Origin of the sequence: Roseovarius aestuariivivens (assembly GCF_004761875.1) — a bacterium.
GTDB classification, from domain to species: domain Bacteria; phylum Pseudomonadota; class Alphaproteobacteria; order Rhodobacterales; family Rhodobacteraceae; genus Roseovarius; species Roseovarius aestuariivivens.
The window spans coordinates 117,777-141,848 of record NZ_SJEY01000007.1; the positions used below are offsets into that span (position 1 = coordinate 117,777).

Sequence of the window (24,072 nt, forward strand, 5' to 3'; positions counted from 1 at the left end):
TTCGCGCCGGCGCAGTGCAGATGGGAAGGCATGCGACCAAAGACAAGACGGCGCAAAAGAAAACGGCCGCAAGGAATTGCGGCCGTTAGAGTGTCTTGGATCGTGGTTGCGGCTGCTTAGTCGCCGTTGTTGACCGTCTTGGTCGCCACGCCCGACTTGATCGTGCCGGCCAGGGTGTCAACACCGCCCTGAACGGTCGAAACGCCGGCAACGCCAAGGCCCACGACTGCTGCGGTCAGAACGACCCAGTCAACCGTCACGGCGCCGTCTTCTTCCTTGCGGAATTTTTTGATGAACTTGATCATGTTAGCCTCGTTTGATTTGCTAAAAGGTATTACCCGTGCTGGAGGGATGCCAACCGGCATGGAAGGAGGTGTAATTCAGGAAAACGAAAGACTTGGGGCGCGTTTAGGGCATTATCGTGACGATTGCTTTTTTCTGCGATCCACGTCAGACGGAAATGGCCCAGGCTTTTTGCGCCTCTGTCTCGACCGCGCAGGCGCGCACGCCGCGCAGCCGGTGAAGCGCCGCCTCGGGCGACTCGCCGGCCTCGACCATAAGCCGCAGCGCCGCCATGCCCGATCGCCCGCACCCCCCCAGACAGTGGATCAGAACGCGGCCTCCACCCTGTAACGCTGCCAGCGCAGCCTTGCTCGCGGTATGCCACGCCTCTATTTGATCCGTGTCGGGTACCTCCATGTCCTTGACCGGCATGTGGATCCACCGCGCACCGCTATCCTGGATATCGCTGCCAAGATCTGATGCCCCATATCCAACCAGTTCCGGTTCGGTGACCATGGTGAGCACAAGCGCCGGCTTCCAGTCTCGCAGATGAGCCAGATCCTCCTTGTAGTGCCCGCCACGGCCAGGCAGAGGCGAAAGCGCGAGGATCCCATCGGCAACGGGCAGCGCGAAGATGATGAAGCCCGACACGAGCGCGTCTCACAGCCTGTCGGCGGCAAACGTGTCACAGGCCCCGACCTGCCCATCGCGATATCCAGCCGCAAACCAGCGCGCGCGCTGTTCCGATGTTCCGTGGGTAAATGTATGCGGCTGTGGCACGCGTCCTGCACGTTTCTGAAGGTGATCATCCCCGATCTTGCGCGCGGCGTTCAGCGCTTCCTCAAGATCACCGGGTTCGAGCAAACCGCCAACCTTTTGAGCCCAGACACCCGAAAGGCAATCGGCCTGTAACTCCAGCCGCACGGTCAGCGCGTTGGCCTGCGTCAGCCCAACCGCCTGCCGCATGCGGTTCACCTCTGGCAGAATGCCGAGCTCGTTCTGCACATGGTGCGCAACTTCGTGCGCCACCACGTAAGCGGCCGCGAAATCTCCCCTGGCGCCCAGTTCACGCGACAGGGTCAGGAAGAACTCCGTGTCCAGATACGCTTTTTCGTCCGCAGGGCAATAGAAGGGTCCGGTAGCGCCCGACGCTCCGCCGCAGGGGCTTTGCGTCACGCCGGAATAAAGCACCAGGACCGGCGCTGTGTAGGTCCGACCAAGCTGGGCCTCAAACACGTTCGTCCAGACGTCCTCTGTCGTCGCAAGCACCCGCAGCGTGAATTCCGCGGCGCGCTCTTCCTCGGCGGACAATTCGCTTGTTTGACCACTCGTTTGTTGTGGGGCGTTCTGCAAAAGCGGCGTGATATCGACACCCGCGAAATAGGCGATCACGACGAGGACAAGCATACCCACACCGCCGATCCCGGCCTTGCCCACACCGCCTGACCGGCGGCGGTCCTCCACGTTCCGGCTACGCCGTATCCCCTTCAATCGCATCGTATGCACTCCCACGAGCCTCCTTAAAGACTGTTGCGTCATCGCAAGCCAAAAGCAAGCTGGACGCCCCTTGCCCCCCGAACTACCCTGCGCGGACAGGCGAATCCGGGACATTTTTCATGAGCGAAACCATCGAGAGCGGCTATCAGGTACTGGCGCGGAAATACCGCCCGGAAACCTTTGCCGATCTTGTCGGTCAGGACGCGATGGTGCGCACGCTGAAGAACGCATTCGCGGCCGACCGCATCGCCCAGGCCTTTATAATGACGGGTATTCGCGGAACCGGCAAAACAACGACCGCCCGGATCATCGCCAAGGGCATGAATTGCATCGGCCCGGATGGCGCGGGCGGGCCGACAACAGATCCCTGTGGCGAATGCGAGCATTGCCGTGCAATCATGGAAGGCCGTCATGTCGACGTGCTGGAAATGGACGCGGCCTCGCGTACCGGTGTGGGCGATATCCGCGAAATCATCGAAAGCGTCCATTACCGCGCGGCTTCGGCGCGCTACAAGATCTATATTATTGACGAAGTGCACATGCTGTCGAACAATGCGTTTAACGCACTTCTCAAGACGCTGGAAGAACCGCCCGCGCATGTGAAATTCATCTTCGCCACGACCGAGATCCGCAAGGTGCCGGTCACCGTCCTGTCGCGCTGCCAACGCTTCGATCTGCGCCGGATCGAGCCCGAGGTCATGATCGCCATGCTCCGCCGGATCGCCGAAGCGGAAAAGGCGCAAATCGCCGAGGATGCCCTGGCCCTCATCACCCGCGCGGCCGAAGGTTCGGCCCGCGACGCAACTTCGCTTCTCGACCAGGCAATCAGCCACGGCGCCGGTGAAACGACCGCCGATCAGGTCCGCGCGATGCTTGGGTTGGCGGACCGGGGTCGCGTTCTTGACCTCTTCAAGCTGATCATGAAAGGCGATGCCGCCGGCGCGCTGTCCGAGCTGTCCTCGCAATATGCCGAAGGGGCCGATCCAATGGCCGTTCTGCGGGATCTGGCCGAGGTGACCCACTGGATCAGCGTGGTCAAGATCACTCCCGAGGCCGCCGAGGACCCGACCATCGGGCCGGACGAGCGCAGCCGGGGACAACAGATGTCGGCAGACCTACCGATGCGCGTGCTGACCCGCATGTGGCAAATGCTGTTGAAAGCCTTGGAAGAGGTGGCCGCCGCCCCGAATGCCATGATGGCCGCCGAGATGGCGGTGATCCGGCTGACCCATGTGGCCGAGTTGCCCACGCCAGAGGACCTTGTGAGAAAACTGCGAGAGTCCCCGCCACCGCCCGGCGGCGGCGGTGGCAGTGGCGGTCCGGGCGCCGGCGCACAGTCCGCATCCTCGAGCACCGAGACTGCCGCACCCAGGACAGAGTCCCGCAACGCACAGCGCGGGCCGGGCGTCACCACAGCGCTTGCGCCCCAGACGGACATCGCCCTGGCGCACTACCCGACCTTCGAGCATGTGGTCGAGTTGATACGTGCCCGGCGCGACGTGAAACTTCTGGTCGAGGTGGAAACCTGTATCCGCCTTGCCGCCTATCAGCCGGGCCGCATCGAGTTCGAGCCCACAGAAAGCGCGCCGACCGACCTCGCTCAGCGTCTTGGAAGTGCTTTGCAGCGCTGGACCGGAAATCGCTGGGCTGTGAGCCTCGTAAACAAGGGCGGCGGCGAGACCATCGCCGAGACGCGCGATGCTGCCCAACACGCACTGGAAAACGAGGCGCGCGCCCATCCGATGGTGCAGGCGGTCTTCGAGGCATTTCCCGAGGCCAAGATCGCGGCGATCCGCACCCCCGAAGAGCAGGCCGCCTCTGCGATGGCCGAGGCGCTGCCTGAGGTGGAGGACGAATGGGATCCGTTCGAGGAAGATTGAAACCGGCCCAAAGGGTCGGATCGGTCGGCCTCGTCTTGCTTCCAGGCCCAGCCTTCGCGCAAAGCTGCGCTGATCTGCGCCCGGGATGGGACGGCGCTCCGGTCTCCGCGCTTTCAGAAGCCCTTCTTCTTTTCTCCACCCCCCTTTCGCTGTTCCTGATCCTCGCCACGACCCTCGTCCTGCGCTTTCGCAGCAATTGGGGGGCCCTCGCGCTTGCCGTCGGTTGGAGTCTTCAGGTCTGGCTTGTCACTTTTGTACTGCCGTCCGAGGCCGCCCGCGCCGAAGGCTGCATCGGCTCGCCCGCACTTTTCATCCTGGCAGCCGCCGCACTTGCCATAGGCGCGGTGATCTATACCGGGCCGCCCACCAAGCCGAATGAGCAGTAGACCGCGCAAAAACCATGGACAGAGTCTCCGCCGCTTTCTACCCTGTCGGCATGAGTGACACCGACGGACGCCGCTGGCATGACATGGGGGGACGGGACGCAGGGCCCGTACCGCAGGACGAGCACGATTTCGCGCTTTGGGAAAAACGCGTCGATGCACTTATGATGCTGTGTTCTGACAAGGGGTTCTTTACGGTCGACGGCCTACGCCGCGTGCTTGAGGATATGGGCGAAGAGGCTTTTGAGACCATGACCTATTACGAGCGCTGGATGGCCGCCGTGAACCAGAATCTGATTGAACAGGGCGTCTACTCACTGGAAGAGCTCGGCACCAAAATGGAAGAGATCGCCGCGCGCGGGGACAGCTATGGCGAGGCGCAGGATGTCTGAGCGCGTGCGCGTCAGGACCATGGCGCCCCCGGGCCACGTCCGCGCGCCTTACTACCTGCGCGGCAAGGTGGGCGAAATCGAGCGCCCGCTCGGCGCCTTCAAGAATCCCGAACAACTGGCCTACGGTCTCGATGCCGAGAAAAAGGCGCTGTTCCGCGTGCGCTTCACCATGGCCGAGGTCTGGGGCGAACGCGCCGAACGGCCCGACGACACACTTGATGCCGAGCTTTACGAGCACTGGCTGGAAAGGCTCTGAGACATGCCGCACGATCACCATGACCATCATCACGATGGGCTGAGCGCATCCGGCCACCCGTTCCGCTCCGACAATGACGAGGCGCTGACCTACTGGCAGCGCATGGAAATCGCCGCCCGAGAGCTTCTTATCGAAAAAGGCATCGTCACCCCGGCCGAGGTCGCCGCGCAGATCGACGCGATGGATGCTCGCAGCCCGGCCAACGGCGCCGCTGTCGTGGCGCGCGCCTGGACCGATCCGGCCTTCAAAGACCGCCTTCTCGCCAATGGCTCCGACGCCTGCCGCGAGATGGGCTTCGACGTGGGCGCGCTGCATCTGGTGGTGGTCGAAAACACCGAGGCGGTGCACAATCTCATCGTCTGCACGCTTTGCTCATGCTATCCGCGCACGCTGCTCGGCCTGCCGCCGGACTGGTACAAGACCCGTGCCTACCGTTCGCGCGCTGTGATAGAACCACGCAAGGTTCTGCGTGAATTCGGCCTCGATCTGCCCGACCACGTCACCGTCCGCGTTCACGACAGCACCGCGGATATGCGTTATCTCGTGCTGCCTGCGCGACCTGCAGGTACAGATGGAATGGACGAGGCCGCGCTGGCCGCGCTTGTCACACGCGATTCGATGATTGGCACGGGCCTGCCGCGGCAGCCTTGAGACAGGTCCGCAATGCTTGTGGTCGCGACTGCGCCTGCGTAGAACGGCCCAGACGCAACGGACCCCGCACGCCGCATGAGTGAGCCAGACAATTCAACCGCAATTCCCTTTCGCGAGCGCCTCATCGGCGCGGCGCTCGTCGCGCCAATCCGCGCCGCGCGGCTTTTGCCCTATCGCTGGCGCGTACCTGTCGCGGGCTGGCTGACGTCGCGCGTTCTTGCGCCGCTTGCAGGGTATGGCAGACGGGTGCGCGAAAACCTCGCCTTTGCGCGACCGGACCTGCCCGAAGCCGAGGTGCGCCGCCTGATGCGCCGCGTCACCGACAATGCGGGCCGCAACATGATGGAACTCTACTCGCCCGAATTCGGCGCGGTGGGGCGCGCGGCACCGGTCACCGGTCCCGGTCTGCCGATCTTGCGCGCGGCGCGTGACGCAGGCAAACCCGTGATCTTCGTCACCGGGCATTTCGGGTCGTTCAACGCCGCGCGACTGGCGATGATCGAACAGGGGTTTGACATGGGCGTCTTTTACCGCCCGATGGCGAACCGCCCTTTCAACGCCCATTACGTGGCCGCCATGGCCGCAATTTCCAAGCCGATGTTCGAACAGGGCCGGCGCGGCATGATGCAGATGGTCAAGCACCTGCGCAGCGGCGGCGTTCTCGCCATTCTCAACGACCTGAACGCCCATGACGGCGTTCCGCTCGACTTCTTCGGCAAGCCCGCGCTTACGTCTCTGGCCACGGCCGAGATGGCGCTCAAGTTCGACGCGCCGCTTCTGCCGGTCTGGGGCCGCCGCGCCGAAGACGGGATTCATTTTGTGATCCTTGTGGAAGAGCCGATCGCACATAGCGATCCCGTAACCATGACCCAGGAGTTCAACGACCGGCTCGAGGCGCAGGTGCGCGCCCATATGGATCAATGGTTCTGGATTCACCGGCGATGGAAAGACGGCACCGGGCCACTGGCCGAAAAGGGCGCGGCCTATCTCAGGTCACTGGAAGAAAAGACCTGATCTTCTTCTTGATGGAAGTACTCTCACGCGACATGCCTAACGCGCGCACTCAGGTCCACTTTGCGATCGGCGGAAGGCTCATGAGGACCGCATTGGCATCATGCCCGGTGGCAAGACCGAACTTGGTGCCGCGGTCGTAGACTAGATTGTACTCGGCATATAGCCCGCGATGGACAAGCTGCACTTCCTTGTCCGCATCATCCCAGCCCTCCACGCGCCGCTTTTCCACCAATGGCTGATAGGCCTTCAGAAAGGCCCGGCCGATATCCTGCGTCAGGGCGAAATCCGCCTCCCAATCGCCGGAATTCCGGTCGTCCATGAAGATTCCGCCGACCCCACGGGCGCGGTGACGATGCGGGACGTAGAAGTACTCGTCGGCCCACGCCTTGAGTGACGGGTACAAGTCCGGCCCATGCGGATCGAGATGAGCTTTCTGCTGCGCGTGGAAATGCGCGGTGTCTTCGTCATATTCGATGCAGGGATTAAGGTCGGAGCCGCCGCCGAACCACCACGCGCCGGGCGTCCAGAACATCCGCGTGTTCATGTGCACCGCCGGCACATGCGGGTTCTGCATATGCGCCACAAGACTGATGCCGGAGGCCCAGAAGCGCGGATCGCGATCCATGCCCGGCACGCCGCGTGCGGCCATCGCCTTTTGCGCCGCCTCGCCCAGTTCGCCGAAAACTTCGGAGACGTTGACGCCCACTTTCTCGAAGACGCGCCCGCCGCGCATCACGCTCATCAGGCCACCGCCAGCGTCAGAGCCGTCCTCGCTCGCGCGACGCGTCTCGGTCACCTCGAAACGCCCCGCATCGGCCTCGCTAAGTGGGCCGGTGTCATGGCTGTCTTCCAACCCCTCGAAGGCGGCGACGATCTCGTCCCGAAGCTGCCGGAACCATGCGGCGGCGCGGGCTTTTTCTTCATGCATCTCAGTCATGGCACAATCAATGCGCCGGGGCGGCCACCGGGTCAAGCAGGGTTCGCCCACCATCGACCGTCATGATCTGCCCGGTCATGAAACCGGATCCTTCGCTGGCCAAGTACTGCACCGTTTCCGCCAGTTCCGTGGCCGAGGCAATCCGGCCCAGTGGCGTGTGCTCTTCGATGTCGGCTCGGAAATCGCGGTTGTCGCGCAACGTATCCTTGAGTGACGCCGACATGACCGAGCCGAAGGCTACAGAATTGACCCGTATCCGGTGCGGCGCCAGAGCCACAGCAAGGCTGCGGGTCAGCTGATCCAGCGCGGCACAGGACACCGAATAGCCGAGAAGCTCGGGATGAGTGCGCCGAGCAGCGATGGATGACAAGTTGACGATGGTGCCCGCCATGCGCGTCTCGTTGTCCTCGGCCTGTTTGATCATGCGCTTCGCCACCAGCTGGCTCAGGCGCAGCGGGGTGATGAGATTTTGCTGCAATAGCTGTTCGACCGCGTCGTCATCTGGATTGAGCGGATCCGAGGGCAAAACCTGCCGTGACGCGTTGACGAGAACATCGATCTGTTCGAACGCGTCGATCGTGGCCGACAACAGGTTGGCCAATGTCAGCTTTTCGCGCAAATCGCCCGCGAAATAGCGCTTGTTGCTGCCGTCCTCGTTCTCGCCCAGCTCGTGGGCCAGTTGCTTTTCGTCCATGTCCGCGAACATCACGTTCGCCCCCTTGTCGACGAAATGCCGGCCCACGGCGAGACCCACGCCGTTTGCTCCGCCGGTGACGATTACTGTCTTGCCGGTGATGGAAAATGACATCGCGGGCGCTCTCCCTTCTGATGCGCGGCACGGACACGCCCGGCCAGCGTAGACCGTTTCACCGCCGTTTTCGAGACGGTCTTGTCGCGTGCAGGATCTTGAACCTTGCGTCGCCACCGGCCTCGCTGACCTCGCCAAAGGCGGCGGCGAGTTCGGCCTCGTAGGGCAAATGGCGATTGGCCACAAGCCAGAGCTGGCCGCTCGGTGCCAGAATGTCCGCCCCGGCCCGGATAAAGCTGCGTCCAAGATCGGGATCCCCCTTGCGCCCGGTGTGGAAGGGCGGGTTCATCACCACGCAATCGACCTGCGTCGCGGGCCTCCAGCGCAAGGCGTCCTCCCAGTGAAATGCGGCGCGCGAATCGGGGACGTTACGCCGCGCGCAGGTCAAGGCGGCATGATCGGCTTCGACAAGATCGAGATGCGCGACGCTTTCGCGCTTCAGCACACGCGCGCTCAGATAACCCCAGCCGGCCCCAAGATCGGCCACCCGCGCGCCCAGCTTTTCGGGCAGATGATCAGCCAGAAGCCTTGACGCCGGATCTACCGCATCCGCCGAGAAGACGCCTGGCGAGGTGACGAACCCGCCTTCGATCTCGTGCATCTCATCCTGCACCCAGTCGCTGAAAGTGTCGCTTGCGGGAAACCAGAACAGCTTGCCGTGCGATTTCGACAGCGGCGCGGGCACTTCGGTCCGTTTGCGGCACGCCTTGAGCAGAGACTCTATACCATCGGTCTTCAACCCATCCACGATGACCGGCCCGTCGGTAACAGCCGCCGCTTCGGCGATCCGGGCGAAACTCAGCGGCTTGGCGCGCGCGGCACAGACGAGAGACGCGCCATAGCGACCCTCCGGAGCCGTCGCGCAGGCAAATCCAAGGCTTGCGAAATGGTCGTAATCCGGACGAAAGCCGGTGATGATATGGCATAAAGCCTGCGGCAGCGTTGACAGATCCATGCCCGCCGCCGGGCCGAACACCGCGATGCGTCCCGCCTCAGGCAAAGGCAACTCGCCGTTGCCGACGGCCAGCGACAGGCGCGAAGTCTCGCTCACGCTATTCTTTTTCCATGGTGCATTGCAGCGGATGCTGATGACGCCGTGCAAAATCCATCACCTGCGCCACTTTCGTCTCGGCGATCTCATGGCTGAACACGCCCACGACAGCGACCCCTTTCTTGTGGACCGTCAGCATGATTTCAAACGCCTGAGCGTGGGACATGCCGAAGAACCGCTCGAGAACGGCCACCACGAATTCCATCGGGGTATAATCGTCATTCAGCAGCAGCACCTTGTAAAGCGGCGGCCGCTTTGTCTTGGGCTTGGTGTCGACAATGACCGAGGCGTCCCCGTCGTCCTTGCCGTCATCCGATCCCGACATGATCACCAGATGTTGCATAGCGTCTCGTGCGTCGTATTTGGCGTGGCAGGTTGCCCGACACGTATATAACCTTGCCTCGGGGCGTGAAAAGGGGCCAGCGCGCGGCGAATGCCCGGAATATGCGGAAATTTCGGGCGACCGCAAAAGCCGATCTGGCACTCGGCAGCCGAGCGCAACCGTCGATACCGTTCTGGAAGGGCCTTTCGGGCCGCGTCAGTCGAGCCGTGCAGCTGCCTCTATGCCGCCCAGGCCCTCACCCCGCTGGATCAGCACGACAAGGGGTGCATCCCCGGACGCCTCGGCGCTCAGCCTGAGCGGGCCACGTCCATCCCAGGTGTGCAGCCGCGTAAGATCGGTCACGATATTTGCATAGCTCAGGGTTTTGCCGGCGTTCTCACCCCGCGTGATTTCAACGGTTTTTTCGGGCATGTAGCGCACGAGCTGTACCAGCAGAGGCCCCTTCAGACCCGAAAGAGGTGTGGCCTCGATCATCACCTGATCACCCTGGCGGGACAGGTTCAGATCGACGCGTTGCGGCGCGTTGCGATACCGATCGATCAGGTCGGCAACGTCGATCGGTCGATTTGCCACCACGCCGTCACGACCGTTCACCACGATCTGCGGCGTGTAGACCATCTTGCGTCCACTCGTCTTGGCATAAAGCCTCTGCCGGGTGGAAAAGGCCGGATCGGCGAAACTGTCGGCCCAGCCGATGTAGTCCCAGTAATCCACGTGCAGCGCCAGCGCGATGATGTCTTCCTGCTCCGCAAGACTATGCAGCAGCTTGTCCGCCGGCGGACAGGACGAGCAGCCCTGCGACGTGAAAAGTTCCACCACGACCGGGCGCGTCTCGTCAGAGCGCGCGGGAAGCGCGGCCAAAATCATCGCGGCAATCGCCCACGTCAATCCGTGCATCGTGTTCCCCAAATTGCTGCTGGCTTCCCAGCCTTTTGCTTTTATCCTGACTATGCATTCCCGACACGAAAGCCCAATCAAGGTTTCGAGAGAGAGGCGTGAAATCTGAAACATTCGATCAATTGTGTGCCGTCGTATACAAAAAATACGCTGCAACCCTTGAACGCCCACCCCTTTTGGTTCAGAACCAGAACAGACACTCCTGCCTCGATTGTGAAAGGATTCTTCCATGCCCATCACCGTCGGCCACGATTCGGCCAACACCCGCAAGACGCTGACCGTCGGCGATCAAAGCGTCGCCTATTACTCCATCGCCGCCGCCGAGGAGGCAGGTCTTGGCGACTTCTCCAAGTTGCCCGCCGCGCTCAAGGTCGTGCTGGAGAACATGCTGCGTTTCGAGGACGGCAAGACCGTCACGCATGACGACATCAAGGCGTTTTCCGAGTGGGCCGAAAACGGTGGCAAGGGCACGCGAGAGCTTTCCTATCGTCCGGCCCGGGTCCTGATGCAGGACTTCACCGGTGTGCCGGCGGTCGTGGACCTCGCCGCGATGCGCGACGGGATCAAGGCGCTCGGCGGCGATCCGCAGAAGATCAATCCGCTCAACCCCGTTGACCTCGTGATCGACCACTCGGTGATGATCGACGAGTTCGGCAATCCCCGCGCTTTCCAGATGAACGTGGACCGCGAGTACGAGCGCAACATGGAGCGCTACCAGTTCCTCAAATGGGGTCAGGGCGCCTTCAACAATTTCCGGGTGGTGCCGCCGGGCACCGGCATCTGCCACCAGGTGAACCTCGAGTATCTCGCGCAAACCGTCTGGACCGACGAGGATCAGAACGGCGAAACCGTGGCCTATCCCGACACGCTCGTCGGTACCGACAGCCACACAACGATGGTGAACGGCGCTGCGGTCCTCGGATGGGGCGTGGGCGGAATCGAGGCCGAGGCCGCCATGCTGGGCCAACCGATTTCGATGCTTATCCCCGAGGTCGTCGGCTTCAAACTGACCGGCGCCATGACTGAAGGGACCACCGCCACAGACCTCGTGCTGAAGGTCGTGCAGATGCTGCGCGAAAAGGGCGTCGTGGGCAAATTCGTGGAATTCTACGGCGACGGGCTGGATAATGTGCCGCTCGCCGACCGCGCCACGATAGGCAACATGGCCCCCGAATACGGCGCCACCTGCGGCTTTTTCCCGATCGACGCGGAAACCCTGCGTTACCTTGAACAGACGGGCCGTGCCAAAGACCGCATCGCGCTGGTCGAGGCCTATGCCAAGGAAAACGGTTTCTGGCGCCATCCGGGCTACGAACCGATCTATACCGACACGCTGGAACTGGACATGAGCACCGTGGTTCCGGCCATCTCCGGCCCGAAGCGTCCGCAGGATCACGTGGCGCTCGACCGCGCCAAGGAGGCGTTCTTCAACGTCATGGCCGAATATCGCGGCGTCGACGAAAGTGCGGAGTCGACCGACATGCTGGCCGAGGCCCCTGCGCCCGACACGCTCGTTGACCCGTTCAAGACCTACCCGGTCGAAGGCGAGGATTACGAGCTGCGCGACGGTGCGGTGGTGATCGCCTCAATTACCTCCTGCACCAACACCTCGAACCCCTACGTGATGATCGGCGCGGGCCTCGTGGCGCGCAAGGCCGCCGCTCTTGGCCTTGACCGCAAGCCTTGGGTCAAAACCTCGCTCGCCCCGGGCAGCCAGGTCGTGTCGTACTATCTCGAAGCCGCAGGGCTTCAGGAAGATCTCGACAAGATCGGCTTCAACCTCGTGGGCTACGGCTGCACCACCTGCATTGGCAACTCCGGCCCGATTCAGAAAGAGCTAAGCGAGGCCATCGCCGAGGGCGATCTGGTGGCGGTCTCGGTCCTGTCGGGTAATCGCAACTTCGAAGGCCGCATCAGCCCCGACGTGCGCGCCAATTACCTCGCCTCGCCGCCGCTCGTGGTGGCGTACGCGCTGGCCGGCACGATGGATATCGATCTTGCCAACGATCCCATCGCGCAGACGCCTGATGGCAAGGATGTGTATCTCAAGGATATCTGGCCAAGCCAGAAGGAGATCGCCGAGCTGGTCGAGCAGACCGTGACCCGCGAGGCGTTCCAGTCGAAGTACGCCGACGTTTTCAAAGGCGACGAAAAGTGGCAAGACGTCGAGACCTCGGACGCCGAGACCTACGACTGGCCTGCAACCTCGACCTACGTGCAAAACCCGCCCTATTTCCAGGGCATGGGCAAAGAACCGGGCGAGATCACCAATATCGACGGCGCGCGTATCCTGGCGCTTCTGGGGGACATGGTCACCACCGATCACATCTCGCCCGCAGGCTCGTTCAAGGAAACCACGCCCGCCGGCAAGTACCTGATCGAACGTCAGGTGCCGGTGCGCGAGTTCAACTCCTACGGTTCGCGGCGCGGCAATCACGAGGTGATGATGCGCGGCACATTCGCCAATATCCGCATCCGCAACGAAATGCTCTCGGGCGTCGAGGGTGGCTACACCAAAGGGCCCGATGGTAAGGAAACCTCGATCTTCGAGGCCGCCATGGCCTATCAGGATCAGGGCACGCCCCTGGTGGTGATCGGTGGCGAACAGTACGGCGCGGGTTCGTCGCGCGACTGGGCGGCCAAGGGTACGGCGCTTTTGGGCGTGAAGGCGGTCATCGCCGAGAATTTCGAGCGCATCCACCGCTCGAACCTCGTCGGTATGGGCGTCATTCCGTTCGAATTCACCGGCGACGACACCCGCAAGACGCTTGAGTTGACCGGCGACGAAGAGATCGCGATTCACGGGCTCGACGACATCAAGCCGCAGGCCGAAGTCCCCTGCACGATCACCTACAAGAACGGCAACAAGAAAGAGATCACACTCAAGTGTCGGATCGATACGGCGATCGAGATCGAATATGTCGAACACGGCGGCGTGCTGCACTACGTGCTGCGCAACCTCGCGCAGGAACCGATGGCGGCCGAGTAATCGCCTGAAAACGAAAAATTTAGGGCGGGGAAGTCCCCGCCCTTTTTCTTTGCGACGCAGACACCCCCTCTGAAAAAATCAAAGACAAATCTTCCACGCCAACGGCACACAACTTTTACTAGACTGTATTAGGCAATTTCCCCAACATCGGATTTGCCTGATGTCTTGGGGGCTTTTGTTGCGGATTAAGATTGTTGCTTTGATTTTGTCGCAAGTCGCGTGCCTCGTCCTCCTCGCCTTGGAGGCGCGCGCACAGATAGCAGGTGACACGCCACAAGTTGTGATCATCGAGGGACCAGAAAACCGGATAATGTCCCCGGAAGATGTCGATCTGCAGGCGGAACCTTGTGTTGTTGAACTTCCGGGCTGGGCAAGTGCCGTTGAGCGCGCAGTCTGGGGCGACATCTGCAATTATGGATGGTCCGATCTGTCGTCTTGGGCCGGCGACACCTGTGCCGACGATAATCCCGACATTATGCACCTGCAGCCATGGGCTCTGTCCCGACGGTTCATGACCTTGATCCTGACGGACCCCCGATATACTGAGGCACGCCCAAGCACCTCTGCAGCCCTTTATTGCGCGTATATTCCAGATATTAGGCTACGCGACCAAAGGTTTCCGGGTTCTTTGATTCTTTCCTCAAGCGTTCTTGGAAAGGTAAATCTCACAGATGCCCGGATTGACGGAACGCTTGACCTGCGACGCAGCCACGTTCTGAACTCAGTGAATGCCTGGCGAATTCGTGTAGATGGTGCGTTACGACTGAACAGCATTCAAATAGGGCCAGTTGATTCAAACATCGAAGGCAACGCCTTTTTCCAGGATGCCGAAATTCAAGGACTTGCTAACTTCCGTGATGCAATCATTTCGGGTGAACTTAAGTTGGAGCGAGCTTGGGTTCGAAATTCTCTTTTTCTGGATGCGTATAGTCATTTTAAAGATGTCGATCTCAGCGACGCACGGATTGAAATAGACCTAGTGCTTAACAACGCCGTCACGACTGGACGACTAAACTTGGCAGGTGTCAAGATAAGCAGTAGCCTCTTTATGCGTGACGGCGTTTTTCACCAAGGTGCGAATCTCATTGCTGCGCAAGTCGAGGGAGCACTCGAAGCCGATGGATCGACTTTTAACGGGCTTTTTAACGCCAACAGGATCAATGTTGACGAAAGTGTCTATCTTAGAAATGGAGGGCAATTTCAGGGCGTTGATCTGCTCGGTGCGGACATTGGCGGAGCATTGGAAGCCGATGGATCGACTTTTCAAGGACTGTTCAATGCCAACCGCATCAATGTCTCAGGCAGTACTTATTTGCGCAATGGAGCGCACTTTCAGGGCGTTGTCCTGATCGGCGCGAACATTGGCGGAACACTGGAAGCCGATGGCTCGACTTTTCAAGGGCTGTTCGATGCCAACCGCATCAATATCTCTGAAAGTATCTATTTGCGGAAAGGCGCGCAATTTCAGAGTGTCAATCTAATTGGCGCAGACATAGGCGGAACACTGGAAGCAGATGGCTCCAACTTTCAAGGTCTATTCAATGCCAGTCAAATCAATATCAAAGATAGCGTTTATCTACGCAATGGAGCTAGCTTCCAAAAAGTTGATTTGATCAGTGCGAATATCGGTGGGCAACTTCAATTGCACGGGAGTACTTTCACTGATTCAGTTGACTTAACCGAAACTAAGGCTCAATCACTTTTACTTTGGCGCTTTGGCAGAAACGATCCAACACCAAGTCATGTCCGTTGGGAAAAGAATGCCACCCTTACTCTTCGAAATGCAGAATTGGGCTCTCTACAAGCACTTATGGCGCAGGTGGCGTCAATGATCACAGATAGCTGGCATCTCGCCGACGGATCCCGCCTGCCTGTTGATTTAAACGGCCTGACCTACGAGCGTTTGGGCGGTCTCTCATCCGGCGTGGAAAACGATCTGGCCCAGGTCGATTCCGACAGCCTGATCGACTGGGTCGCCAATAGCCACCCAGCGGGCATGGGCAGGAACGACGGCTACCGCCCGCAACCCTATCGCGCCCTCGAAACCGCCCTGAGCGACATGGGGGCAGAGGCCGCCGCCAGAGAGGTTGCCTATGCGCGCCTGAAACACCGCGCGGCAACCCGAATCTCCGCAACCCCCCAGACCGATTTTATGAAATGGCTACGCCAAAGCGCCACCTTTCTCTTCGACCGGTTTCTTCAGTTCACTGTCGGCTTCGGCGTTTACCCCGCACGCGCATTCTACTGGTTCTTCGGCCTTGTCATCCTCGGCGCCATAGTCGCGCGCAAGGCTCACAAATTCTACGGCTCGAGCCGCATGGATTGCTTCTGGTATAGTCTGGAAAACGCCATTCCGCTGATCGAGCCCTCCGAAGATCACAAGGTCACGCATGCAGAACCCTCTGTCCGCAGCTTCTTCCATTTCCAGAAAGTCGCGGGTTTCCTCCTCGCCTCTGTCCTGATCGGTGCGCTCACGCTCGGAGGCTGATCGAACCGCACCCTTGCCGCGGCGCCGGTGCACCCGTATCTAGGGTTCCAATATCAGACACCTTTTTAGGATCGGAGACACGGATGTTCAAGGGATTGGGCCAGCTCGGCGATATGGGCAAGATGATGAAGGCCGCGCAGGAAATGCAGACCAAGATGGCCGAGTTGCAGGAAGAAATGCACAACATGACCGTGACCGGCGAAAGCGGCGCGGGTCTGGTCAAGGCCGTCTGCTCCTGCAAGGGCGAGCTGAAGAGCCTCGACATCGACCCGTCGATCTTCAATTCCGATGACAAGGAAGTGGTCGAGGACCTGATCCTCGCCGCGATCAAGGATGCGCAGACCAAGGCAAATGAGAAGGCGCAGGAGGAAATGGGCAAGCTGACCGAGGGCCTGGGTCTGCCCAAGGACATGAAACTGCCGTTCTGACGTGACATGACCCAAATCGATCCCGCCCGGCCTCCCTCCGCCCCGCTGCTCTGGCGTGGCGCGGGCGCGGCGGCGGTCGCCGCAGCGGTGGTCATGGCGCTGGTCTATGGCTGGATCGAATACGAGCTGACAGGGCGGCTCGCCGATGGGTGGCTCATCGGTCTCGTCACGCTGAACACCGTGATCGTCTATCGCTTCGGCCTGCATATCGTGTCCAAGCTGTACGATCTGGCGCGGGTCCTGCCGCCCAAGGGCGCAGAGGCCCGACCGCCCGACGGGGGCGAACTGACCGAAGACATTCTCGGTCATCCGTTGATGCCGCTCTTCGGTCTGGGCTACGGGGTGTTGTTCTGGTTCGGCATGACGTATCTCGCACCCTGGACCTGTACCGGGGAAACCCCGCCCGAGCCATGCGATGCCGCGCTCGGGCCGTGGCTCAGCTGGTTCATCGGAACCGCGAACATCATGATCGGCATGGGCCTTTTCGCGGTCCTGCGCTTCTGGCTGGCGTTACGCGCGACGATACCGGCCTTTCCGGTGCGCATCCTCAACCTGTCACGCGCTCCCATCCTCGAACTGGTGCGCGTCAACGCAGAGGTGGTAATGACCACGGCCGCTGTGACCTGCGTTGCGATCCTCGGGCTGGTGCTGGCCGACTACAACATGAACTCCATCGGTCTTGGCTTCGCGATTTTCGCCTTTGCCGTGGTGCTGCTGACTTACGCACTGCCGATGGTGCCGCTGTCAAACCGACTTGCCCGTGCCAAGGCCGAGGAACTCGACCAGATCGAGCGGTTGATCGACGCGCGGGTGCGGCGCGACACGCACCAGGCGCCGCGCAGGATTGATCCGGGTGATCCGGACTGCCTGCGCACGGACAAAGATCTGCCGGATCTCGAAACGCTCACCCGGGCGCGCGACATGATCCTGTCGGTGCGCACCCTGCCGCCGGGCGGGCAAGTGTCGGTTTCGGCGGCAGGCATCGTGACCTTCTTGTCATTTCTTCCCAGCCTCATAGACTACGCGATGAGAAACCTATTCTAGGCCTCCCGTGGCCGGATCAGCCACCAAGACCAGAGCAGACGGATCCATGACAGCCAACCGCGACATCGATGCACTCATCGACATGATGGCCCGCTTGCCCGGCCTCGGCCCGCGCTCGGCGCGGCGCGCGGTGCTGCACTTGATCCGAAAGCGCGAACTCTTGCTGTCGCCGCTCGCCGACCAGATGCGCCGGGTGGCGGAGACCGCGCGCGAATGCCGGAATTGCGGCAACATCGGCACGTCCGACATCTGCGACATCTGCGCGGCCGAAAAACGCGCCAACGGGCTGATCTGCGTGGTCGAGGACGTTGCCGATCTCTGGGCGATGGAACGCTCCGGCGTGTTCAAGGGGCGTTACCACGTCTTGGGTGGCACTCTTTCCGCGCTCGACCAGATCGGTCCGGATCAGCTTCGAATCCCGACCCTTGTGGACCGTGTCGACCGCGAGTCGATTACCGAGGTCATCCTCGCCCTGAACGCCACTGTCGATGGACAAACCACGGCGCATTACATCGCCGATCAGCTCGAAGGCCGGGTCACGCTTACATCGCTGGCCCAGGGCGTGCCGATCGGCGGCGAACTCGACTATCTCGACGACGGCACCATCACCGCCGCGCTCAACGCGCGCAAAGCTCTCTGAAAAATTATCTCGCGGCCGCCGACGCAAAACCGGGCGGGTCCGGACACGAAAAAGCCCGGGTGCATCCCGCCCGGGCCTTGAGCCATCCAGCGGCTGCTCCGCAGATCAGGCGTTTTCGTCCTCGTCGTCGGTTTCGCCGTCCGAGGGCAGGTTGAAAAAGCTGTCCGCGTCGAACTCCTTTTCCTTCTCCTCGCTGTCCGACGACAGGCTGAAGGTTTCCAGCCCCTCGATCGCGGTGGGCATGCGCGGCTCGGCCTCGGCCCCGAGGCTCTGTTCCGTCGACAGAAGCTTGCGGCGCTCGTCGTCACCCATCGCTTCGCCATCCTTGGCCTTCTTGGAAGCGGCCTTTTGCACGGCGGCGTCCAGCTCGGTCTGCTTGCACAGGCCCAGCGCGACCGGATCGATCGGCTGCATGTTGGAGATATTCCAGTGGGTGCGCTCGCGAATCGACTGGATCGTGGGCTTCGTCGTGCCCACCAGCTTGGCGATCTGCGCATCGGCCAGTTCGGGATGGAATTTCACCAACCACAGGATCGCGTTCGGGCGGTCCTGGCGCTTGGAAAGCGGCGTGTAGCGCGGCCCGCGCCGTTTTTCCTCGCCCTCGGCGGCGGGATTATGCTTGAGCTTGAGCGTGTGCAGCGGATCCGCCTCGCCCTTGTCGATCTCTTCCTGCGTCAGCTGGTTGTTGGCAATCGGATCAAAGCCCTTCACGCCGGCGGCCACGTCGCCATCCGCGATGCCTTGGATTTCAAGCTCGTGCATGCCGACGAAATCGGCAATCTGCTTGAAGCTCAGCGTCGTGTTGTCCACCAGCCAGACGGCGGTGGCTTTCGCCATCAGTGGTTTCGCCATATCTTACGTCTCCTTCACGCAAATCTTCCCCGTCGCCCTGTCAGGGGCAGCCTCGGAGGATCCGGGGCGGGTTTCCGTTGTCGGGGAACTTGGCCGCTATATACTGACCCCGCGATCAAAATGAAAGCCGGAATTCCATGCGCGCCCTCGTTCTTGTGTTTTGGGGCCTGACGGCCCTCGCCGCCCGCGCTGGCGACGCGCGGCCCGGCGACTTCGACTATTACGTCCTCAGCCTGAGCTGGTCACCCACCTGGTGCGCACTGGAAGGCGACGCGCGCGGCGCCGATCAATGCGCGCCGCGCCACGACCACGGCTGGGTGCTGCACGGGCTCTGGCCGCAATACCATCGCGGCTGGCCCGAACACTGCCAGACCGCCGCGCGCCCGCCCACGCGGTCCATGACCCGCGACATGGCCGACATCATGGGCAGCGCCGGGCTCGCCTGGTATCAGTGGAAGAAACACGGCGCCTGCTCTGGTCTCTCGGCGCCCGCCTATTACGCCCTCTCGCGCGAGGCTTACGGGCGCATCGCCCGGCCCGAGGTCTTCCGCAAGCTCAAGACCCCGGTGACGTTGCCCGCCTCCGTGGTCGAGGACGCCTTTCTCAAGGCCAATCCCGGCCTCAGCCGCGACATGCTGACCATCACCTGCCGTGCCGGCCGTATTCAGGAGGCGCGCGTGTGCCTGTCAAAATCTCTCGATCCCGTCCCCTGCGGCCGCGACGTGATCCGCGACTGCACGCTCAAGGACGCGCTTTTCGACCCGGTGCGATGAAGCCTTACAAACAACCTTTGCCTTTAAGCTTTGAAACCTCGCGCAAGGCTGCTTTGCGGGCAAAGCGGTCGGACGTGCAATTCATTCAATTTGGTTCAAGCGGCCTAAACCGCAATTTGAACTGACGTGGCGTTTTCTGCGCAAGCAGCCCACATTACAGGCATTCATCGAAGAAGCGCATTTCGGAAAAGATCTAACTTACTGACTGAGAAGCAAAACTTTTCGGCGGATCAGATTTTTCTTTTCGTGCATTATTGGAGGTCAAGCGCCTTGGTTCCCTACTGCTTCGACGAAAAGAACGTGGGTTGTGAAGGCTACTATCATCAGCCCAATAATCAACGAGATCATTGAACCGTTGCAGCCTAATTTGGAATGTCGACTGAGTTCGAGCACAGTATGAGTCGTGAAGCCGCTCAACGGCGGCTGTGTTCTCTGCTTTATCTGTGGCCAACAAAACGTCGGCAAATCAGGCTTCGGCGCCGGGCTGCAAACCATCTTTCAACGCAGTCCACCCTGCTTGCTCAACACATCTCTAGATTGTGGACGAGAATTATGTTATATTGAAAGAATAATACCCTTCATTAGTAATACGATTTCCGACCTCAAATTCTATAGTGGAATGGGTTGATATGGCAGAGAATCTTTCATCAGTTTCATTGATCGCGAATCCGACGCTCAATGCAAATCCTCGCAGGTACAGCAGCCAAGATGCTGGAAATATCAATCGTGTCATTGGGCAGTTGCGGATGTTCCTTCCCTGGAAACCAATTCGCTATGGCCAGCGATATCTCGTATTGGGCCATCAAGGTTCAAGCTCGGGCGTGAATGCTGAATTCTACGACCACGAAAGCTCGGCTGTCGGCCCTGTCCCTGAAACGCGCTACGAGTTTGCAGCACCTCCGGAAGCGCCGTCGCAGGAATACGCGCTCAAAGAAATCGCGACCCATTTTGATGTCAGGCTAATCAGTCAGCAATTGTTACAGAGTAACATCAACTTTACGCGTTTCATGAAACGCGCCTGTGCTTTTGCGATTTGCAACCGTTTGGAAAACGCGCTGATAAACGGCAACAGCTTAAGCGATCCGGAAGAATTCGACGGCCTAAGTCGGCTTGTTGAAATCGGCATGGGGCGGCAGATCAACGCCTCGGCAGGAGACGGGCTGGAAGCACTGGATGAGGCGATGTTCGACATCCGCTCGCGCGCGGGTCGGTGCGACCTAATCGTGATGAATTCGCGCGCTATCCGTCGATTGCTGCAGTTGCAACGCGAAGACGGCTATCGACCGATCCTCCGACAAAGCCGGAAGCTGCGCGGATCGCGGATTGCGATCTACAACGGCGTACCCGTCTGCCGGAGCGACCATATCCCCACTACCACCAACGGCACGACATCCGTTTTCTTTCTGACACGTGGCCAGAATGGCGTTTACGGGATCATTCCCCGAAGACGCGTCCGCCTCAAGCGCGGCAAGAAGCGTGGGCGCATTGTGTGGCGGCCTTCGGGCATCCGCTTTACCGGCGTGGTCAACTCGGCCGACCCGACCCGCGCCTACCAGGCCCGCCTGTTTGCCGCCTGCGTATCGGAAACCAACGATGGGTTGATCGAACTGGCCAACTGGAATGTGAACGGGTAGGCACGCTATGTCCTGTCACTATTCTGACATTTCAGCGGAAAATCGGCCGAGCTTTCTGCCCCGACGACCGATCACATGGAAAAGCTGCTCGGCTCGCGCGCGCAAGAAGCTGGAAGGCTTCTATGCCTGCGGCTATCTCTACGCTAAGTCGGCTGACCTTTTTCTGGAACGGCTCGCCTCTTATCCCTCGCCTGATCGTCAACACATTTGGAACAAGCAGCGAGAGACGAAAACGGCGGGTATGTTCGACGAGTATAGCGGTGCGCCAAGTCACTGGTTCGGGAGCTATGTCGGGAAAAATTTCCGGTTTGTTCGCAAAACCTTCAAGCGTGTCATCAGGCGGTTTGAAAAGGGCTATGACTTTGCCGGCAAGAGCCGCCCCATCAGGTTCGAATGCCTGTCTGAGAACTGGGGCGGATGCCGAAGCACTCTGCTGGCGAACGCTTCCATCTACGGCACGGTCCGTGTGTGTCCCAGAACGCTGCGCAAGCCACTCAACGAAGGCGCAATGGTTATCCTTCACGAGTTGCTGCATCAGCGGCTCGACATCGGCGATCAACGTGATCGCGCGTGTCATCGGGGCTCGGATGCGCGCTGTTACCGTGAAGGCGCACGCAAACTAGTGCAGGCCGGGAAACTGAGCAAGGCCCTGCGCAACAATGATAACTACGTCTACTTCGCACGAGGAATTTATCTGGCTCAGAGGTTGCCATGGACCGCAACGCGTTGAATGCCCTTGTGGCAAAAGACATGAACGAGATCTTCGGTCTCGACGATGCAGATGAGATGATGGACGCCCACCGGGGGCGCCGAAAACGCCGCCACAGACGGCGCAGATATGCGCCCTGCAATTGTCCTCAATGTTCGATGGACGATGAAGATGAGGAGTTCGAAAACGAGGCCCGTACGTTCGAAGGGGAACACGAGGACGACTTCGACCACGATTTGGAAGACGACGACGACCTGGAAGAGGATGACGACGAGGACTTCGGAGAAGAGGACCAGGACGATGCGGATTTCGATGACGAAGGTCTCGCGCTGGACGGATGGGACGACTTCGACGACGACCTGAACGAGGCTCGGCGCGGTCGTAGAAGACGTCGGCGCAGATATGCGCCCTGCAATTGCCCTCAATGTTCGATGGACGATGAAGATGAGGAGTTCGAAAACGAGGCCCGCACGTTCGAAGGGGAGCACGAGGACGACTTCGACGACGATGTGGACGAGGACGACGACCTGGAAGAGGATGACGACGAAGACTTCGGAGGTCAGGATGAGGACGATGCGGATTTCGATGACGAAGGTCTCGCGCTGGACGGATGGGACGAGTTCGACGACGATCTAAACGAGGCTCGGCGCGGTCGCAGGCGACGTCGGCGCAGATATGCGCCCTGCAATTGCCCTCAATGTTCGATGGACGATGACGACGAGGATCTCGAAAACGATGCCTACATGTTTGAAGGGGCGCACGAGGACGACTGCGACGACGATTTGGACGAGGACAACGAATTCGATGACGCAGAGTCTGACGATGAAGATATCGACACTATGGACTGCCGTTCCAAAGACTTCGAACACGAGCATCGTGGTGGCGCGGACATGCGGATTCGAAGGCGGAAACGCCGCCGGAGGGGACATGCACCTTGTAGCTGCCCCCAATGCCTGATGGACGATGACGAGGCAGAGGATTTCGACGACGACTGCGCGGACGACCACGACGATTATGAAGATGACCTCGCAGATCCATATGCGCATGCAGATGCCCAAGAAGATGATGACTTCGAAGATCGTGAAGGCTGGGGCGAAGATTTCGAAGTAATCGCCGAGGATGATTTCGACATCGATGATGCTGACGACCTCGAGGAGGAAGGCCGGCATATGGACTTCGCCACCGACGATACCGAGGCAGTCGATGATGAGTATGCTTTTGACGAAGGCGGTTTTGAGTATTTCGATGATATCGAGACCGACGATGATGAAGATGCGCGGGAGCCGGTGTGGAAAGGGTTCTTCAGCTCCTCGGACAAGGACCGGATTCGCGCCGCCTTGCGCATTGCCGAGAAACAGGCGAAGCGGGCGAAATGTGTGTTTGACCGCATCGCAAACCAGCGCGGCGGATTGCTAAAACGTGCAAGACGTCGGCGCGCTGCTTATTTCAGGATGCCCTTCGTCCATATGTTTTTCGGAAGCAAGGCTGTTACGCAGGGCGAAATTCGGCGAATGCACCGCCGGGTCAAGCGCATTGAACGGTCGCTGAGACGCCGCAGAATCCGGTTTGTGAAAGCCTTTGAAAACACCGGCCGCTGCAAGAAAGGCAGTTCGGCCTATGTGCGTGCTGCCGGCGGTGTCAGGAAGCTGCATATATGCAACAAGTTCCTGCTGAAAAGTCCCGCGGAGATGGCGCGCACAATCATTCACGAACTGGTGCATGAGATCGGGTTCTGCCACTATTCTACGTCCGGTCGGATACGTTGCACGCGGGCGGGTGCAAAAACCGTTGAGCAATGTATGTCACTTGCCAGGCGGCACCCGAGAAAAGCTCGAAAGAACCCCCAGAACTATGTGGAACTGTTCGAACGATTATCGAAATCGGCGCGAACAGGCTGCTAGTTGACCAGAAGAAAACAACATTGTTCTTTGACGCAGGCCGCCATAATCAGATCAGTCTGCTGTCTTTGGTCGGCTGGGCGACCGCGAAATGCAAGCAGGCCAAACTCAACGACATTCAGAAGCTCGAAAGACCAAAGCCCTCGATTAAATAGCCTCTAAATACCTAACAAAACGCACTAAAACCATAAGATCAGTCAAGGAGTGGAGGCGGTAGAGAACGGTT

The 24,072-nt window shown here is 60.3% G+C and carries 24 protein-coding genes; 15 read left to right on the forward strand and 9 right to left on the reverse strand.

From position 1 onward, the window contains the following. Window positions 1-116: 116 nt before the first annotated feature. From EZV60_RS12585 to ypfJ, 3 genes are all read right to left on the reverse strand, one after another. A complete protein-coding gene (locus EZV60_RS12585) occupies window positions 117-305 on the reverse strand; it encodes a Flp family type IVb pilin (RefSeq protein WP_135505945.1) in 189 nt (62 codons plus the stop codon). 145 nt (window positions 306-450) lie between these two features. Further along, on the reverse strand, window positions 451-933 hold the full coding sequence (locus EZV60_RS12590) for a protein-tyrosine phosphatase family protein (RefSeq protein WP_135505946.1): 483 nt from the start codon (window positions 931-933) through the stop codon (window positions 451-453). Window positions 934-942: 9 nt separating this feature from the next. Beyond that, window positions 943-1,779, reverse strand: coding sequence for a KPN_02809 family neutral zinc metallopeptidase (ypfJ, locus tag EZV60_RS12595; protein ID WP_135506094.1), 837 nt, complete (start codon window positions 1,777-1,779; stop codon window positions 943-945). 119 nt (window positions 1,780-1,898) lie between these two features. Between ypfJ and EZV60_RS12600 the strand changes: the two genes are divergently transcribed. From EZV60_RS12600 to EZV60_RS12625, 6 genes are all read left to right on the forward strand, one after another. Beyond that, window positions 1,899-3,659: a DNA polymerase III subunit gamma/tau gene (locus EZV60_RS12600; RefSeq protein ID WP_135505947.1), complete on the forward strand. Its 1,761-nt coding sequence runs from the start codon at window positions 1,899-1,901 to the stop codon at window positions 3,657-3,659. Then, window positions 3,635-4,045 (forward strand): hypothetical protein, encoded by a 411-nt coding sequence (locus EZV60_RS12605; RefSeq protein ID WP_135505948.1) that lies wholly within the window; start codon window positions 3,635-3,637, stop codon window positions 4,043-4,045. The genes EZV60_RS12600 and EZV60_RS12605 overlap by 25 nt, the downstream gene beginning before the upstream one ends. A gap of 83 nt (window positions 4,046-4,128) precedes the next feature. Beyond that, window positions 4,129-4,434, forward strand: a complete 306-nt coding sequence (locus EZV60_RS19515) for an SH3-like domain-containing protein (RefSeq protein ID WP_135506095.1) — start codon at window positions 4,129-4,131, stop codon at window positions 4,432-4,434. Beyond that, complete coding sequence (locus EZV60_RS19520) at window positions 4,427-4,690, forward strand: SH3-like domain-containing protein (RefSeq protein ID WP_342588798.1); 264 nt, start codon at window positions 4,427-4,429, stop codon at window positions 4,688-4,690. The genes EZV60_RS19515 and EZV60_RS19520 overlap by 8 nt, the downstream gene beginning before the upstream one ends. A gap of 3 nt (window positions 4,691-4,693) precedes the next feature. Beyond that, the gene (gene nthA / locus EZV60_RS12620) at window positions 4,694-5,341 is read left to right on the forward strand and encodes a nitrile hydratase subunit alpha (protein ID WP_135505950.1); all 648 of its coding nucleotides are present in this window, start codon (window positions 4,694-4,696) and stop codon (window positions 5,339-5,341) included. A 75-nt stretch (window positions 5,342-5,416) separates the two neighbouring features. Beyond that, window positions 5,417-6,355, forward strand: a complete 939-nt coding sequence (locus tag EZV60_RS12625; RefSeq protein WP_135505951.1) for a lysophospholipid acyltransferase family protein — start codon at window positions 5,417-5,419, stop codon at window positions 6,353-6,355. Window positions 6,356-6,404: 49 nt separating this feature from the next. Here the strand turns inward: EZV60_RS12625 and hemF are convergent, their stop codons facing one another. The 5 genes from hemF to EZV60_RS12650 all read right to left on the reverse strand — a co-directional run bounded on the left by hemF (window position 6,405) and on the right by EZV60_RS12650 (window position 10,391). Continuing rightward, entirely contained in the window at window positions 6,405-7,292 is an 888-nt protein-coding gene (gene hemF, locus EZV60_RS12630; RefSeq protein WP_135505952.1) for an oxygen-dependent coproporphyrinogen oxidase, read from the reverse strand. Window positions 7,293-7,299: 7 nt separating this feature from the next. After that, a complete protein-coding gene (locus EZV60_RS12635) occupies window positions 7,300-8,100 on the reverse strand; it encodes an SDR family NAD(P)-dependent oxidoreductase (RefSeq protein ID WP_135505953.1) in 801 nt (266 codons plus the stop codon). Window positions 8,101-8,158: 58 nt separating this feature from the next. Then, window positions 8,159-9,151: a class I SAM-dependent methyltransferase gene (locus EZV60_RS12640; RefSeq protein ID WP_245306294.1), complete on the reverse strand. Its 993-nt coding sequence runs from the start codon at window positions 9,149-9,151 to the stop codon at window positions 8,159-8,161. A gap of 1 nt (window position 9,152) precedes the next feature. Beyond that, window positions 9,153-9,494 carry an ATP-dependent Clp protease adapter ClpS gene (gene clpS / locus EZV60_RS12645; protein WP_135505954.1) on the reverse strand — a complete coding sequence of 114 codons (342 nt, stop codon included), beginning with the start codon at window positions 9,492-9,494 and terminating at the stop codon, window positions 9,153-9,155. A gap of 195 nt (window positions 9,495-9,689) precedes the next feature. Next, a complete protein-coding gene (locus EZV60_RS12650) occupies window positions 9,690-10,391 on the reverse strand; it encodes a DUF1223 domain-containing protein (protein WP_135505955.1) in 702 nt (233 codons plus the stop codon). A 229-nt stretch (window positions 10,392-10,620) separates the two neighbouring features. Here EZV60_RS12650 and acnA point away from each other — a divergent pair, with 229 nt between their 5' ends. From acnA to recR, 5 genes are all read left to right on the forward strand, one after another. Next, the gene (gene acnA / locus EZV60_RS12655; RefSeq protein ID WP_135505956.1) at window positions 10,621-13,380 is read left to right on the forward strand and encodes an aconitate hydratase AcnA; all 2,760 of its coding nucleotides are present in this window, start codon (window positions 10,621-10,623) and stop codon (window positions 13,378-13,380) included. A gap of 160 nt (window positions 13,381-13,540) precedes the next feature. Continuing rightward, window positions 13,541-15,868 carry a pentapeptide repeat-containing protein gene (locus tag EZV60_RS12660; RefSeq protein WP_135505957.1) on the forward strand — a complete coding sequence of 776 codons (2,328 nt, stop codon included), beginning with the start codon at window positions 13,541-13,543 and terminating at the stop codon, window positions 15,866-15,868. Between the two features lie 83 nt (window positions 15,869-15,951). Further along, the gene (locus tag EZV60_RS12665; RefSeq protein WP_135505958.1) at window positions 15,952-16,296 is read left to right on the forward strand and encodes a YbaB/EbfC family nucleoid-associated protein; all 345 of its coding nucleotides are present in this window, start codon (window positions 15,952-15,954) and stop codon (window positions 16,294-16,296) included. Between the two features lie 6 nt (window positions 16,297-16,302). After that, the gene (locus tag EZV60_RS12670) at window positions 16,303-17,340 is read left to right on the forward strand and encodes a hypothetical protein (protein ID WP_135505959.1); all 1,038 of its coding nucleotides are present in this window, start codon (window positions 16,303-16,305) and stop codon (window positions 17,338-17,340) included. 46 nt (window positions 17,341-17,386) lie between these two features. Next, window positions 17,387-17,980, forward strand: a complete 594-nt coding sequence (gene recR / locus EZV60_RS12675; protein ID WP_135505960.1) for a recombination mediator RecR — start codon at window positions 17,387-17,389, stop codon at window positions 17,978-17,980. Window positions 17,981-18,085: 105 nt separating this feature from the next. Here recR and EZV60_RS12680 read toward each other — a convergent pair whose 3' ends face one another. Further along, the gene (locus tag EZV60_RS12680; RefSeq protein ID WP_135505961.1) at window positions 18,086-18,832 is read right to left on the reverse strand and encodes a DUF1013 domain-containing protein; all 747 of its coding nucleotides are present in this window, start codon (window positions 18,830-18,832) and stop codon (window positions 18,086-18,088) included. Window positions 18,833-18,969: 137 nt separating this feature from the next. Here EZV60_RS12680 and EZV60_RS12685 point away from each other — a divergent pair, with 137 nt between their 5' ends. The 4 genes from EZV60_RS12685 to EZV60_RS19120 all read left to right on the forward strand — a co-directional run bounded on the left by EZV60_RS12685 (window position 18,970) and on the right by EZV60_RS19120 (window position 23,849). Next, window positions 18,970-19,605: a ribonuclease T2 family protein gene (locus tag EZV60_RS12685; RefSeq protein WP_135505962.1), complete on the forward strand. Its 636-nt coding sequence runs from the start codon at window positions 18,970-18,972 to the stop codon at window positions 19,603-19,605. 629 nt (window positions 19,606-20,234) lie between these two features. Then, window positions 20,235-21,239 carry a phage major capsid protein gene (locus EZV60_RS12690; protein WP_135505963.1) on the forward strand — a complete coding sequence of 335 codons (1,005 nt, stop codon included), beginning with the start codon at window positions 20,235-20,237 and terminating at the stop codon, window positions 21,237-21,239. A gap of 7 nt (window positions 21,240-21,246) precedes the next feature. Continuing rightward, window positions 21,247-21,969 carry a M35 family metalloendopeptidase gene (locus tag EZV60_RS12695; protein ID WP_135505964.1) on the forward strand — a complete coding sequence of 241 codons (723 nt, stop codon included), beginning with the start codon at window positions 21,247-21,249 and terminating at the stop codon, window positions 21,967-21,969. Beyond that, window positions 21,951-23,849 carry a M35 family metalloendopeptidase gene (locus EZV60_RS19120; protein WP_167853525.1) on the forward strand — a complete coding sequence of 633 codons (1,899 nt, stop codon included), beginning with the start codon at window positions 21,951-21,953 and terminating at the stop codon, window positions 23,847-23,849. Before EZV60_RS12695 ends, EZV60_RS19120 begins: the two co-directional genes overlap by 19 nt. Window positions 23,850-24,072: the final 223 nt, after the last annotated feature.

Bases quoted from the DNA above. Each gene is read 5' to 3' on its own strand.
- EZV60_RS12585 (WP_135505945.1), bottom strand. From the start codon at position 305: ATGATCAAGTTCATCAAAAAATTCCGCAAGGAAGAAGACGGCGCCGTG.
- ypfJ (WP_135506094.1), bottom strand. From the start codon at position 1,779: ATGCGATTGAAGGGGATACGGCGTAGCCGGAACGTGGAGGACCGCCGC.
- EZV60_RS12600 (WP_135505947.1), top strand. From the start codon at position 1,899: ATGAGCGAAACCATCGAGAGCGGCTATCAGGTACTGGCGCGGAAATAC.
- EZV60_RS12605 (WP_135505948.1), top strand. From the start codon at position 3,635: ATGGGATCCGTTCGAGGAAGATTGAAACCGGCCCAAAGGGTCGGATCG.
- EZV60_RS19515 (WP_135506095.1), top strand. From the start codon at position 4,129: ATGGGGGGACGGGACGCAGGGCCCGTACCGCAGGACGAGCACGATTTC.
- EZV60_RS19520 (WP_342588798.1), top strand. From the start codon at position 4,427: ATGTCTGAGCGCGTGCGCGTCAGGACCATGGCGCCCCCGGGCCACGTC.
- nthA (WP_135505950.1), top strand. From the start codon at position 4,694: ATGCCGCACGATCACCATGACCATCATCACGATGGGCTGAGCGCATCC.
- EZV60_RS12625 (WP_135505951.1), top strand. From the start codon at position 5,417: ATGAGTGAGCCAGACAATTCAACCGCAATTCCCTTTCGCGAGCGCCTC.
- hemF (WP_135505952.1), bottom strand. From the start codon at position 7,292: ATGACTGAGATGCATGAAGAAAAAGCCCGCGCCGCCGCATGGTTCCGG.
- EZV60_RS12635 (WP_135505953.1), bottom strand. From the start codon at position 8,100: ATGTCATTTTCCATCACCGGCAAGACAGTAATCGTCACCGGCGGAGCA.
- clpS (WP_135505954.1), bottom strand. From the start codon at position 9,494: ATGCAACATCTGGTGATCATGTCGGGATCGGATGACGGCAAGGACGAC.
- EZV60_RS12650 (WP_135505955.1), bottom strand. From the start codon at position 10,391: ATGCACGGATTGACGTGGGCGATTGCCGCGATGATTTTGGCCGCGCTT.
- acnA (WP_135505956.1), top strand. From the start codon at position 10,621: ATGCCCATCACCGTCGGCCACGATTCGGCCAACACCCGCAAGACGCTG.
- EZV60_RS12660 (WP_135505957.1), top strand. From the start codon at position 13,541: ATGTCTTGGGGGCTTTTGTTGCGGATTAAGATTGTTGCTTTGATTTTG.
- EZV60_RS12665 (WP_135505958.1), top strand. From the start codon at position 15,952: ATGTTCAAGGGATTGGGCCAGCTCGGCGATATGGGCAAGATGATGAAG.
- EZV60_RS12670 (WP_135505959.1), top strand. From the start codon at position 16,303: ATGACCCAAATCGATCCCGCCCGGCCTCCCTCCGCCCCGCTGCTCTGG.
- recR (WP_135505960.1), top strand. From the start codon at position 17,387: ATGACAGCCAACCGCGACATCGATGCACTCATCGACATGATGGCCCGC.
- EZV60_RS12680 (WP_135505961.1), bottom strand. From the start codon at position 18,832: ATGGCGAAACCACTGATGGCGAAAGCCACCGCCGTCTGGCTGGTGGAC.
- EZV60_RS12685 (WP_135505962.1), top strand. From the start codon at position 18,970: ATGCGCGCCCTCGTTCTTGTGTTTTGGGGCCTGACGGCCCTCGCCGCC.
- EZV60_RS12690 (WP_135505963.1), top strand. From the start codon at position 20,235: ATGGCAGAGAATCTTTCATCAGTTTCATTGATCGCGAATCCGACGCTC.
- EZV60_RS12695 (WP_135505964.1), top strand. From the start codon at position 21,247: ATGTCCTGTCACTATTCTGACATTTCAGCGGAAAATCGGCCGAGCTTT.
- EZV60_RS19120 (WP_167853525.1), top strand. From the start codon at position 21,951: ATGGACCGCAACGCGTTGAATGCCCTTGTGGCAAAAGACATGAACGAG.